A 13,702-nucleotide genomic window follows, 5' to 3' on the forward strand; every position below is an offset into this window, starting at 1 on the left:
AGGGAAAGGTCACCGAATACTCTTTCCTAATTTTGCAATGGCATCCTAACTTGCATTACGCATAGAACTGTTATCACATAGATAAACAGCGGCCAGGCAAGAAATGGGCAAAACAAAAAAACAACAATGCGTTTCTTTTTCGCTTTTCTTGTAGGAATTTCTTCCTTTTCGATTTTTCCACAAGAGGAAAACAGCCTTCTTTGGGAGATATCCGGCAACGGGTTGGAGCAAAGTTCCTACCTCTACGGAACTATGCATGTAAGCAAGCGTATTGCATTCCGATTGGATGATGTTTTCTACCAAGCGTTGGACAAAAGTGAGGTAGTGGCCTTGGAATCCGATCCGGATACTTGGTTGGAAGCAGATGAGAATATCGGTTTTACGGCTACGGGACAAGGCAGTAGCTTTAACCCTAAAGGTTTTTATAGGTATCCCTTTACGATTAGAAACCCGAGAAAAGAAGAGATAGCGGGTTATTTGGCCTTTGAGGATCAACGCGTCAACAATATCCTCTATAGAACTAATGCATATTCCCAGAATTTTGAGGAAGAAACCTATCTGGACATGTTCATTTACCAGACCGGGAAGAAATTCGATAAAAAAGTCATTGCCTTGGAAAATCTTGAGGAATCCACGGCATTGGTCGGCCGTGCAAGTTTAAATGTCATGAAGCAAAAACCGGACGAGTGGCTACAAAAGAAAATGCAACAACAGGATCCCATGACCTTGTTGCAGGATGCTTACCGCAACCGGAACATTAATCTTTTGGATTCCTTGGACAAGGCCATGTATACGGATCATTACCTAAAAAACATGCTCTTTATCCGCAATCGCAATATGGCCCAGGAACTGGATTCCGTAATGCGCAGGGCAAAAGTGTTTACAGGTATAGGAGCGGCCCACTTGCCCGGACGGCAAGGAGTCATTGCCATGCTTCGGGAAATGGGGTACACCGTTCGTCCTCTTACATCCCGGTCTACAGCCAAAGGCAGAAGATTAAAGGAAAAGTTTGAAAAATCGATTAAAGAAAACGAATATGCCACCTTTTCACCAGATGATAATTTCTTTAGTCTAGTCCTGCCGAACAAACTTTACCCCATCGCAGGTTATGTAAATACCACCTACATTTCGCCAGATTTGGCCAATGGGAGCTATGTTATGGTAAACCGTATCCCCACTTTTTCGCATCTAAAGCAAGATGCCATCTATACGCTCGAGGATCTGGACAAACTTTTGTTCGAGAATATTCCCGGAAAAATATTAGAGAAGACCCGAATCAATCGAAATGGATTCCAAGGCTTGGATATCAAAAACCAATTGAAAAACGGAGATCACCAGCGTTATCATATTTATGTGACGCCCTTGGAAATTCTAATTTTTAAAATGGGTGGTCAGGACGACTACGTCACCCAATATTCCGATACTATTTTTAATAGTATCCGGTTTAAAAAGGAAAATACAAAAAGCATTAAGGTTACTTCGGGCTATGCAGATTTTCAAGTCAAAATGCCATCCTTATATAGTTTTCCCAATCGATATCGAAAAGGAGACCGCCTCATCCAGGGATTTGATTCCATTACCGATACCTATTACTTCCTACGGAAAGCCACTTTAAACGATTTTAATTTTATAGAGGAAGACTCTTTCGAACTAAAAAAAATACAACAACGGTTCTATAAGGAATTGAAACTGATCCCCACTTACCAAAAACCTAATGCTAACAATTTGATATCCAAATCGGTTTTGGATTCGGTTACTAAAAAGGAGCTCCATTTAAAAACCGTTTTTAACCGGGGCGATTATTACTTGATGGGCTGCCTGTCCAAAAACCCCGAAGAAGCCGTTACCTTTTTTGATTCCTTCCGAGTAAACAAAGTTGATTACAGTAAACCCTTTAAAAAGATTAGGGATACTGCATTGTTCTTCACAACGGTCACCACGGTAAAACCACCAAAGTTTGTGGAAAACAGCAAAATGTACCGAAATGGGCGCCATAGGCCCAAGGCTTACGAAGGCTATACCAAAAAGACCATTTACCAAAACAAAAACAACGAAGCCATCACTTTGGAGCTGAACAAATCCCACGATTTGATGATGTATTCCAATATTGATTCCGTATGGACTTACCGAAAAAAACTCCAGACCAAAAATGGACTGAATATTCTAAGCGCAAAAGACACCCTCTACAAGGATGGGTATTATGAACTGAAAATGGTATTAACAGATACGGCCAGTACGCGTGGTATCCTCGTTAAAAACATAGTAAAAGGAGGTTTGTTCTATGAACTGAAAGCACAGACAGATACCGTACTAGGCCCAACCCCTTTTGTTGCCAAGTTCTTCGAATATTTTGAACCTTTTGATACCCTTGTCGGAAAGGATATCCTAAAGGACAAGACATCCACATTTTTTGCCGCTTTACATGCCAATGATAGTATTATACTGGAAGGCCATAAGTTTGTCAAATTCCAAAAAAAGCACATTGATTCCCTGAAGTATTACATTTCGGAATTTAAGTATCCTGAGGACAAAAAATATATTCAGTCCTACTTGATACAGCAGTTAGGAAAGTTGGGCGACCCCAAAGTGATACCCTTCTTGACCGATTTTTATGTGCGTTCCTACAACAATTCCAATGCCCAGACCAAAATCCTACAGGCCTTGGCTAAAAAGGTAGATGAGGAATCTGCAGCAGTTCTACTAGAACTTTTATCGAAAGATTTGCCTCTGGTGTCCAACACCTTGGAAATCCATAAAATATTTAGGCCTTACACGGATAGCCTACCTTTGGCTAAAAAGTTATTTCCTGAACTATTGGATTATAGTGCCATAGCCGAATATAAGCCCAGTATTTTTTCTATGCTCGCAAAACTAAAGGCCAAAGGTCTGATCAAACCTAAGCATTATAAAAAATACCGAAAACAAATCTTGAACGACGCCAAAATACAACTGAAGCGGCAAATGGGTCTATCCGGAATGAGCATACAAAACAATTACCACAAAAAAATCCGTAATCAAAGTAGTGGGGTTCTAGAAAACTATGCCATTCTGTTATTTCCCTTTCGCAAGGAAAAAGAGGTAGCCCAGTTTTTTGAACGGTTGCAATGGGTAAAGGACCGAAGAATTCGCACCACCTTTGCCATGCTATTGGCTCAGGAAGAATCTCCAATTCCCCAAACGATGCTAATAGGTTTGGCCAAGAACGTTAATAGTAGATTGTTGCTTTTTAACAAGTTCAAGGAAATCAACAAGTTGAACGTATTTCCCAAAACATATAAAAGCGAAAGGTATCTGGCGGAATCCCTGCTTTTTGAACAGCGGCCCTACCTGCAAAACCAGGATTCCGTTCTTTTTGTAGCGGAGCGTACTTTGCAATATCGCGGTAAGACCTATAGTGGGTATTATTTTAAGACTCGAAACAATCAGGATTATGATACCAACTTTACCATGCGCCTAGTTGTTTTTGAAAAGGGAAAGGGACTTACTGCAAAGCCGTTTTACAAAAACGAAGGATTGCGTATTGAGGACACGGACACTGAAGAGGAAGCGATCAACTATGCCACGGAAGAGTTTTTCCTAAAGGATCGGAAACGCGCCCAGGTCTACCGGCCTATGGGTTATGGTGGATATGGGTATCACGGGTATTAAATGCCTATATTTGATCCAAAGTATCTGAAGTGAAAGTCTTTTTTACCTTTTTCCTTGTTTCAAACTTTTTTTGTTGTTTCTCGCAACAAATCACCTGCTCTCAGGAAGACAAACAAGCTTTTGAAGACAAAACCATAGCTATTGATGGCTTATTGGAAAACGATTTTGGAAAAACTATGGTGGCCATTGGCAAAACGTTTATGGGTACGCCCTATGTGGCCAAGACCTTAGAAGTAGGCGAAATTGAAACCTTGGTCATTAACCTTCACGGATTGGACTGTACCACTTTTGTAGAAAACGTATTGGCTTTCAGCATACTGTTAAAAAAAGGGCAGAGCGACTTTGGTAATTTTACCCAAGCTTTGGAAACCATTCGGTATAAAGATGGCAAGCTGGACGGTTATGCATCGCGTCTTCACTATTTTTCGGAATGGATTGCCAATAATGAAAAGAAAGGGCTGTTGAAGGATGTCACCTCGGAAATTGGAGGAATGGAAATTACCAAGGATATTAATTTCATGAGCACCCACAGGGATTTATATCCCTTCCTAAAGGATGACGAAAATTTCAAAAAAATACAAGCTTCGGAAAACTACCTGAACGACCAGTCCATCTGTGTTTTGCCCCAAGACAAAATTGAATCCAACGAGCATTTGATTCAATCCGGAGATATCATTGCCCTGGCCACATCGATTAATGGACTGGATGTTACCCATACCGGCATTGCAACACGTGAAAACGATGGGAGAATTCATTTGTTACACGCTTCCACAGGCTCTATGGAGGTTGAGGTTACCAAACTCCCATTATCCGATTATTTAAAAAAAATAAAGAAAAATACGGGTATCATGGTCGCAAGACCAAACCCTTAGGCATTCGCCAAGGACATTACATACTTCTTTGGAGTTGTTCCATATTTCTTTTTAAAGGCTGCTATAAAATGGCTTGCCGTGCTATAACCGATTTTAAGGCCCACTTCATTAACATTGTTTTGCCCAGTTTCCAATAATCGCCGCGCATGTTCCATCTTATAATCGAAAAGGAAACTGTAAACGGAGTCACCATAAATCTGCTTAAACCCTTCCTTTAGTTTTTTTAAGGGCAATCCTATCTCCTCTGCCAAAGCTTGCAAACTAGGAGGTTCGGCCATTTGAGAAATTATGATTTCCTTGGCCTGGCGAATACGTCTAACATTGTCCTCGTCCACCAAAAAGGGACATTGCTCCACATCGGCATCCGTATTTCTATTAAAATAAAGCGAGACCAATTCATACACCTTGCCGTGGATATAAAGTTCCTTTACGGAGGGATGTAGGTTATAGTTCATTATCTGGCTCAAGACCACTGCTATGGCAGGAGATACCGCTTCTTGGGAATAATACTTCTTTTCTTGGTTTTCGGGGCTCAAGAAGGGAATATAATGGGCCTCTTTTGAGAAAAGGGAATGGAACTTGCGTATGGTCATAACAATAGAAACCATCCAAGAATTGGGATCCAACATTACGTTCATGGGTAAATCCAATTGGGTATTATAAAGCAAAAGGGAATTCTCTTCGGAGACTTCCAACGCGTACCGACCCTCATTGAAAACGAACTTGGCATGCCCCTTAAGGCAAAAATGAAATTGTATAAAAGAACTATCGATTTCGCGGGTAAGTTTTTGAAAATCAGCAGTATCATTTTGAATTTTCAATACATAAAATCCGCTTTCTATAAGGACTTCATCATAAGAACCTTGAACGACATTTTTTTGCAACATAAGCTAGTGTCATTTTGTTTTTCTATTTAGAATAATTCTAAATAGAATAGGTCGAACCTCCTTTGTTTCCTACAAAAATAAGGGATTTAGATGGATTACTCTGGATTTTGGCCTAAAAACACTTCAAACGTTATTAAAAGAACCTCTGGCGTTATTTTTATTGGGGCTATGCTTCTATTTTTGCTTTCGATTCTTTGGTTTATATGAAAGACTACCATATTTCCAGACACAATTCATTTTATACGATTGGCCTAAATTATAAAAAGGCCGATGCCGAGGTACGCGGTAAATTCAGTTTGGAAGAGGCGGCCATGGATAAACTTTTAGTAGATGCCAAAGCAATAGGCATTGACGGTCTTCTTGTTACCTCAACTTGCAATCGCACTGAACTGCACGGTTTCGCGCAACATCCCTTTCAATTGATAAAATTGTTATGCGACAACACCCAAGGGACCGTTGAGGAGTTTCAAGAAGTGGCCTATGTTTACAAGAACAACGACGCCATAGGTCACCTTTTTCGGGTAGGCACGGGGCTTGACAGTCAAATCCTCGGAGACTTTGAGATTATCAGCCAGCTTAGAAAGGCCTTCAATCGTTCAAAAAGGCACAGTATGGCAAATCCGTTTGTTGAACGGCTCTGCAATTCAGTTATCCAAGCCAGTAAACGGATTAAAAATGAAACAGAGCTTTCATCCGGTGCTACATCGGTGGCTTTTGCTTCCGTGCATTATATTCTAAAGAATGTTCCCAATATCTCACAGAAGGATATTCTCCTTTTTGGCACGGGGAAAATTGGTAGAAATACCTGTGAAAACCTTATCAAACACACAAAAAACCCTCATATAACCTTAATAAACCGTACAAAGGACAAAGCGGAAAAAATAGCGGGCAAATTTAATTTGACCGTCAAGGACTATGGGGAGCTGCAAAGTGAAATTCGGAATGCGGATATATTGGTAGTTGCCACAGGAGCACATCATCCTACAGTTTCCAAGGAACTTATTTACACCAAAAAGCCTTTGTTGATATTGGACCTCTCCGTTCCCAAGAATGTGGCCGATGATGTTGTTGAACTGGACAATGTTACACTTATCCATCTAGACCAGCTTTCTCAAATGACCGATGAGACCCTGGAGCGTAGGAAACAGTTTATCCCGCAGGCCGAGGCCATTATTGAAGACATTAAATGTGATTTTATCCAGTGGTTGGAAACTCGCAAGTTTGCTCCGGTAATCAGTGCACTTAAGAAGAAACTAAAGACCATGAAGGATGAGGAATTGAATTACCAAGCTAAAAAAATGTCGGATTTTAATGAAGAGCAGGCAGATGTAATTACAAATCGAATCATCCAAAAAATAACCAAACAATTTGCCAATCATCTCAAAGAGACCCATACCGACGCTGATGATAGTCTGGAACTCATCCAGAAAGTGTTTCAATTGGAAGTGAAATCGTAATGGGCAAAATCATTCGAATTGGAACCCGCGATAGCGAACTTGCGCTTTGGCAGGCAAACACGGTAAAAGAAAAGCTGGAAATTCTTGGTCACCAAACTGCACTGGTTCCTGTTAAATCCACAGGGGATCTGGTACTGGACAAACCGCTTCACGAACTTGGGATAACAGGAATTTTTACCAAAACCTTGGATGTGGCTTTATTGAAAGGTGAAATAGATATTGCCGTGCATTCCATGAAGGACGTGCCCACCATCTTACCTAACGACATTGTACAGGCGGCCGTCTTGGAACGAGGTAATTTTCTGGATATCCTGGCCTATAAGACCAATCAGGAATTTTTGGCCCAAAAGGATGCTGTAATTGCAACGGGGAGTCTCCGAAGAAAGGCACAATGGCTCAATCGCTACCCCACCCATACCACTACGGATTTAAGAGGCAATGTGAACACAAGAATCGAAAAGCTAAGAAACAGCGATTGGAACGGTGCCATATTCGCCGCAGCTGGTCTGGAACGTATTGGTATAAAGCATAAAAATACTATAGGGTTGACCTGGATGTTGCCAGCACCGGCACAGGGGGCCATTGTGGTCGTAGCCAGAAAAGGTGATGTTGAGATATTGAACACTTGTGCGGAACTCAATGATGAGCCAACCGAAATTTGTACCACAGTTGAACGTCAATTTCTGAACAAGTTGGAAGGCGGTTGTACCGCCCCGATCGGAGCTTTGGCGAAAATAGAAGAAGATCGTGTTGTTCTACAAGGTGTTCTGTTAAGTACGGATGGTAGCAAAAAGTTGGAGTCGGAACTTTCCGCAAGAATGGGCGAGCATCACAATCTTGGTCGGGACTGTGCCAATAGTATTCTGGCCCGTGGAGGGAAACGTTTAATGTCAGAAATACAGGGAGATATAACAAAGAGCCCTACCGTTTTCTCCACAAAAAAACTGACTTCAGATCAACTTTCTCGGTTCATGGATTCAGTAACCGTAGATTCTGAGGACTTTATTCAAGTGAATCCTTCCAGGATTCCCTCGGTAGTCTTAAAATCCAAGATCAAAAACGTTATTATCACCAGCCAAAATGCGGTAGAGGCAATTTTAACTCATAATACGGCGGATAAGTTACGGTTTGAAAATATTTATTGTGTGGGCCGTAAGACAAAGCGACTTATTGAAAAACGGATAGGTCCTGTAAAACATCAAGAGAAAAACGCCGTTAAATTGGCCCAACATCTAGTGGAGTATATGGACGGCCTGGAAGTAACCTATTTTTGTAGTCATCAAAGACTGGATGACCTCCCGACTATCCTATCTGAAAATAACATCACCGTAAACGAAGTGGAAGCGTATAGAACCAAGTATTCTCCGACAGAGATAGCCAATGGAGTAGAAGGAGTATTGTTTTTTAGTCCTTCTGGCATAGAAAGCTATTTGTTAAAGAATCCGGCCGATAAAATTGCATATTGTATTGGCGAAACTACCGCTAAGTTCGCCAGAAAGCACTTTGCCGATGTTCATTTAGCGCGAATACCTACCATTGAAAGTGTAATAGACAAGGTGAATGAAAACTATGGCAAAAAATAGGCCTTTTTATTAGCGGCCACACTAAATGGCGCTTGAAAAAATTGGATTAGCAAACGAAAAACAAAGACATCCACTAAATCCAAGCTAAAAATCAACGTATGGTTTCTAAATTTTAAGCCCTATGCAATGACGAACGAATTGAAAATATGAGTGTTACCAACGATTTATTTTTAAGAGCCCTATGTGGCGAAACCGTAAATAGACCACCCGTTTGGATGATGCGCCAAGCCGGCCGTTATTTACCGGAATTCATGGAAATTAGGGAAAAGTACGATTTCTTTACCCGTTGCCAGACTCCCGAATTGGCCTCAGAAATCACGGTACAACCCATGCGCAGATTTGGTATGGATGCCGCTATTCTTTTCAGTGATATTTTGGTAATCCCCCAAGCCATGAATATTGAGGTGCAGATGAAACCCAATTTCGGACCCTATCTGCCCAATCCCATACAATCTCAAAGAGATGTGGATTCTGTTGTAGTTCCCGATGTAGATCAGGAATTGGACTACGTAATGCAGGCCATTCACATGACCAAAGAAAAATTGAACAACGAGGTGCCATTGATCGGTTTTGCGGGTTCTCCGTGGACTATACTTTGCTATTGTGTACAAGGACAGGGAAGCAAGACCTTCGATAAGGCCAAGGCATTCTGTTTTACCCAACCAAAGGCTGCACATGAAATGTTACAGAAAATTACCGATACTACCATTGCCTACCTCAAGGCCAAGGTAAAGGCCGGGGTTAATGCCGTTCAAATATTCGATTCTTGGGGCGGTATGCTTTCTCCCACTGATTATCAGGAGTTTTCCTGGCAATACATTCAGCAAATCGTAGATGCCCTAAAAGTTGAGGGCCCGGTAATCGTCTTTGGAAAGGGATGCTGGTTCGCTTTGGGGGAAATGGCAAAGTCCGGAGCTTCCGCATTGGGTGTAGATTGGACCTGTTCGGCCAGAAATGCCAGATATCTTAGCGGAGGAAACATTACTTTACAGGGTAATTTCGATCCTGCCCGATTATTGTCACCTCCATCGCAAATCAAAAGTATGGTTACCCAGATGATAAACGAGTTCGGGAAGGATAAATACATTGTCAATTTGGGGCATGGGATACTTCCCAACATTCCATTGGAAAATGCAAAGGCCTTTATCGATGCCGTAAAGGAATACTCAAACTAAAAAGAAGGTTTAGAATAAAGCAAAAAGTGATATTCGATTTCGACCATTATTTTATTGAACCTATCCAGGAAAAAGATTCTTGGAAGTTATGTGATTTTGTCGTCTCCAATGCCGATAGACTAAAACGGTACTTCCCAAGGACGCTTGAACAAAATCTCACACCTGATCTGTCCAAATATTTCGTAGAAAAGAAAGTAAAGCAATTCCTAACAAAGGAAGAACTGCTTTTTAAGCTAAAACATAAAGAACGTAGAACGATTATCGGCCTGGTGTATATAAAAAAACTGAACCGAGACAAAAGACAGGCCGAACTGGCCTATTGCATCGGTTATCAATTTGAAGGAAAAGGTTGGATGTCACAAAGCATCCAAGCATTATCAAACTATGCTTTTGAGGTTCTAGATTTGAAAGCCCTCCAGATTATTGTCCATAACACGAATAAAGGAAGCATCAAAGTAGCGGAAAAATGCGGCTACACATGGCAAACGACATTAAAGAAGGAACACAGTCCCCCGAATGAACCCGCATTGGATATGGAGTTATACGAACTGTATTGTTAACTCAATAACCTCTTCGGCATTGCTCCAAGGTGACAAGAATTATAATGTTAAACCTATGAAAGATATATTCTACACTTATATTCAAAATCTTCAAAATGCGATAACTTCTAAACTTGAAGAGGTAGACGGCAAATCCAAATTTAGGGAAGATCAATGGATTCGTCCGGAGGGAGGTGGAGGTCGTTCACGGGTCATCGAAAACGGAGCGGTTTTTGAAAAAGGAGGGGTAAATATTTCCGCAGTTCACGGGGAATTGCCCCAGAGTATGCAAAACTATTTTGGGGTTAAGGATGCGGATTTCTTTGCTTGTGGACTTAGTTTGGTCATCCATCCAAAAAGTCCCATGATACCAACGGTACATGCCAATTGGCGTTACTTTGAAATGTACGATAAAAAAGGGAACATTGTAGATCAGTGGTTTGGAGGAGGCCAAGATCTTACGCCCTATTATCTTTTTGATGAAGATGCTATTCATTTCCATTCCGTTTGCAAAAAAGCGTGTGATGCACATAATCCGACGTTTTATCCCGACTATAAAAAAAAGTGCGATGAATATTTTTGGAACGCCCATAGGAATGAGGCACGGGGCGTGGGCGGACTCTTTTTTGACTATTGCAGAACTTCGGAGGGAATGTCCATGCAAAACTGGTATAATTTTGTGGCGGAAGTTGGCGACAGCTTTTTGGAAGCTTATATACCAATCGTTATAAAAAGAAAAGGGCTTGAGTACACCAATAAACAAAGGGACTGGCAAGAAATCAGACGTGGTCGTTATGTAGAATTCAATCTTGTTCACGACAAGGGCACCTTATTTGGATTAAGGACCAACGGCCGTATTGAAAGCATTTTAATGAGCCTTCCTCCACATGTGCAATGGCGGTATGATCATCATCCAGAAGAAGGCAGTGAGGAAGAGCGTTTGCTTAAAATTCTTCAAAAGCCTATAAAATGGGTCTAAAGCACATCTTCACCTTTTTTCTGGGGCTAGGTTCTTTTGTGTCCCATTCGCAAAACGACAGTTTATATATCCGTAGATTCCCGGAGAAGGTCACTTTGAGGCTTGGCGTACAGAACACTTCCAATAGTTTTATAGTAACCGATAGGGAGACCGGCCAACAAACCGAATTCATTCCTAATGACAAGACCTATCTTGGGTTATCTGCATTATTCCGTTCCGTTGAAGTGGATTTGGGTTATGCTCCTAATTTTTTCTCTGAAAATCGAGACAACAGTGGATCCAAACTCTTCACCTTAAACTTTAGAATGTTCCTGGGTCGATGGATGCAAACTTTGGACTTTTATAGACAAAAAGGGTTTTTTACTCCATTTAATGATGAGCTTTTACCCTTTCCGGAATTACGCACCCTAAAAATAGGTGGAACAACTAGTTTTATTTTTAATAGGAATTTTTCGTTTAGAGCCATTGGGTTCCAAAATGAATGGCAGAAAAAAAGTGCCGGCAGCTTTATTCCCAGATTTACATTTTACTATACTCGTTTTAGGTTAGAGGACACCGATGTTCAAGTTGGTGATGACCACTCCTTTAATCTGGCCATTGGGCCAGGGTATTATTACAATTTAGTTATCGGAAAACACTATTTACTCTCCGCCGGTGCCACGATAGGGCTAGGAGCCAATTTTACACGTTCCGAAGGAGAAACATTTACCTCCAGCCTGGCCCAAGTAATTTTTAGAAGTGCTATGGGTTATAATTCTGAGCGGTTCTTTACCGGCATCAATTTAAGCGCCCAAGTATTGGAACACGGAACAGACCAAAACACCCAATTGGATGACATCATTACTTTTGTAGAGTTATATATCGGATACCGTCTCAATGCCCCGAAAAAATGGATTCAGAAGGCGGATAAGTTTAACCGTAAATTTGGTCTGGACTAAAGGCTGTAGTCCTAATCATGTTGGATATTTTCCTAAATTTAACCCATAAGGTCCTTCAACATCAAAAAAGCTTGAATGTTAAAAAAACCAAGATTGTTCCTTGCCGGAGTTTATTTTACGTATTTCAAAAAGGTATTTAAAAATGACGGCCTAACAATTCATGTCCCCTTTCATTTGACGGATTTTAAGTTTCGTGGAAGGTTTGTCCTTGGCACCTATGAAGAGGAGGAATCCAGATATTTAAAGGAATATCTTTCTCCGGATGCCAAGGTGTTGGAACTTGGTTCCTGTCTTGGTTATGTTTCTTGCCTTACCAACAAATTGCTTTCGGACAATTCGGCACACGTGGTATTGGAAGCCAATCCAAATTTAATTCCTTGGATAGACAAGAATAAGCAAGAAAACAGTTGTCAATTTGCTATTGAAAATTGTATTATATCCAATGAAGAATTGAATGATTTTTATATACATCATCTTATCGTTGGAGGAAGTGCCAAACGTAAGACCCCGAACAGGATTAACATAAAGGGAGAGACGTTTCAGGGACTACGTAAAAAATATGAACTTGACTTTGACACGTTGATTATGGATATAGAGGGTGGTGAACTGGATTTATTTCGGAACTATCAGAAAGGTATTGCAAAATTTGACCAAATTTTTATGGAAGTACATCCTTTTGCCAATATATTGACCAAGGAGGAAGCCCAAGAATGTGAAGATATCCTTAGTTCTTTAGGTTTTGATATTTTGGTAAGGGACGGAAATTTTCAAATTTGGAAGAAAAGGAAAATATCCGCATAAATTATGAAACTTAATATATATCAAATAGATGCTTTTACCGATCAGGTTTTCTCGGGAAATCCGGCCGCGGTTTGCATCCTAGAAAATTGGTTGGATAATGAAACCATGCAACGGATAGCTGCAGAGAACAATCTTGCTGAAACCGCATTTCTAGTAAAAAAAGGTGATGGCTATGAAATACGATGGTTTACCCCATCTATTGAAGTTGCTTTATGCGGTCACGCTACCTTGGCCTCGGCCTTTGTACTGTTTAATTACTATGGTGTCACTACCCCAAAGATCATCTTCTATTCGCAAAACCGTGGAGCCCTGTCGGTCGAAAAGGGAAAAAATGGACTTTTGATCCTGGATTTTCCCGTAGATCCCATCGTTGAGATCCAGCCTTTGGATACCTTGAACGAAGCTATAGGCAAAGCCCCTGTACAGGCCTTTAAGGGGAAAACAGACTATTTGTTAATTTACGAAACCCAGCAGGATATCGAAGACATTGAGCCTAATTTTTATTTACTTGGCAAGGCCAATGTGCGGGGAGTCATCGTCTCCGCCAAAGGTCAAAAAGTCGATTTTGTTTCTCGCTTTTTTGCCCCCGGTTCGGGAATTGATGAAGATCCCGTAACCGGATCGGCACACACCACGCTAACACCGTATTGGTCCAAACAGCTGGGAAAAACGAAACTAAGTGCCAAGCAATTATCCAAAAGGGGCGGTGACCTCTTTTGTGAAGACCTTGGAGAACGTATCAAGATATCTGGAAAGGCAGTACCCTATTTAATCGGTGAAATTGAAATCTAAGGGCAATCTACATGGAAACCTCCTATTTGCT

11 protein-coding genes are annotated in these 13,702 nt (G+C 41.0%); 10 read left to right on the plus strand and 1 reads right to left on the minus strand.

What is annotated here, in order from left to right:
* Positions 1 to 126: 126 nt before the first annotated feature.
* Positions 127 to 3,648 carry a TraB/GumN family protein gene (locus tag D7Z94_RS02040; RefSeq protein WP_120709836.1) on the plus strand — a complete coding sequence of 1,174 codons (3,522 nt, stop codon included), beginning with the start codon at positions 127 to 129 and terminating at the stop codon, positions 3,646 to 3,648.
* A gap of 29 nt (positions 3,649 to 3,677) precedes the next feature.
* The gene (locus tag D7Z94_RS02045; protein WP_120709837.1) at positions 3,678 to 4,520 is read left to right on the plus strand and encodes an N-acetylmuramoyl-L-alanine amidase-like domain-containing protein; all 843 of its coding nucleotides are present in this window, start codon (positions 3,678 to 3,680) and stop codon (positions 4,518 to 4,520) included.
* On the opposite strand, the gene D7Z94_RS02050 is transcribed toward D7Z94_RS02045, so the two are convergent.
* Complete coding sequence (locus D7Z94_RS02050) at positions 4,517 to 5,407, minus strand: AraC family transcriptional regulator (protein WP_120709838.1); 891 nt, start codon at positions 5,405 to 5,407, stop codon at positions 4,517 to 4,519. The genes D7Z94_RS02045 and D7Z94_RS02050 overlap by 4 nt on opposite strands.
* Positions 5,408 to 5,610: 203 nt before the next feature.
* Here D7Z94_RS02050 and hemA point away from each other — a divergent pair, with 203 nt between their 5' ends.
* From hemA to D7Z94_RS02090, 8 genes are all read left to right on the plus strand, one after another.
* Positions 5,611 to 6,864, plus strand: coding sequence for a glutamyl-tRNA reductase (hemA, locus tag D7Z94_RS02055; protein ID WP_120709839.1), 1,254 nt, complete (start codon positions 5,611 to 5,613; stop codon positions 6,862 to 6,864).
* Entirely contained in the window at positions 6,864 to 8,447 is a 1,584-nt protein-coding gene (hemC, locus tag D7Z94_RS02060; RefSeq protein ID WP_120709840.1) for a hydroxymethylbilane synthase, read from the plus strand. The genes hemA and hemC overlap by 1 nt, the downstream gene beginning before the upstream one ends.
* A gap of 146 nt (positions 8,448 to 8,593) precedes the next feature.
* Entirely contained in the window at positions 8,594 to 9,622 is a 1,029-nt protein-coding gene (gene hemE / locus D7Z94_RS02065; RefSeq protein ID WP_120709841.1) for a uroporphyrinogen decarboxylase, read from the plus strand.
* Positions 9,623 to 9,648: 26 nt separating this feature from the next.
* The gene (locus tag D7Z94_RS02070) at positions 9,649 to 10,182 is read left to right on the plus strand and encodes a GNAT family N-acetyltransferase (protein ID WP_120709842.1); all 534 of its coding nucleotides are present in this window, start codon (positions 9,649 to 9,651) and stop codon (positions 10,180 to 10,182) included.
* Positions 10,183 to 10,237: 55 nt separating this feature from the next.
* A complete protein-coding gene (hemF, locus tag D7Z94_RS02075) occupies positions 10,238 to 11,140 on the plus strand; it encodes an oxygen-dependent coproporphyrinogen oxidase (RefSeq protein ID WP_120709843.1) in 903 nt (300 codons plus the stop codon).
* Positions 11,131 to 12,078 (plus strand): DUF4421 family protein, encoded by a 948-nt coding sequence (locus tag D7Z94_RS02080; protein ID WP_120709844.1) that lies wholly within the window; start codon positions 11,131 to 11,133, stop codon positions 12,076 to 12,078. The genes hemF and D7Z94_RS02080 overlap by 10 nt, the downstream gene beginning before the upstream one ends.
* A 75-nt stretch (positions 12,079 to 12,153) precedes the next feature.
* Positions 12,154 to 12,879, plus strand: a complete 726-nt coding sequence (locus tag D7Z94_RS02085; protein ID WP_120709845.1) for an FkbM family methyltransferase — start codon at positions 12,154 to 12,156, stop codon at positions 12,877 to 12,879.
* 3 nt (positions 12,880 to 12,882) lie between these two features.
* Positions 12,883 to 13,671 carry a PhzF family phenazine biosynthesis protein gene (locus D7Z94_RS02090; protein WP_120709846.1) on the plus strand — a complete coding sequence of 263 codons (789 nt, stop codon included), beginning with the start codon at positions 12,883 to 12,885 and terminating at the stop codon, positions 13,669 to 13,671.
* The last annotated feature ends 31 nt before the right edge of the window (positions 13,672 to 13,702 follow it).

It is taken from the genome of Ulvibacterium marinum, from assembly GCF_003626755.1.
Taxonomy (GTDB): Bacteria; Bacteroidota; Bacteroidia; order Flavobacteriales; family Flavobacteriaceae; genus Ulvibacterium; species Ulvibacterium marinum.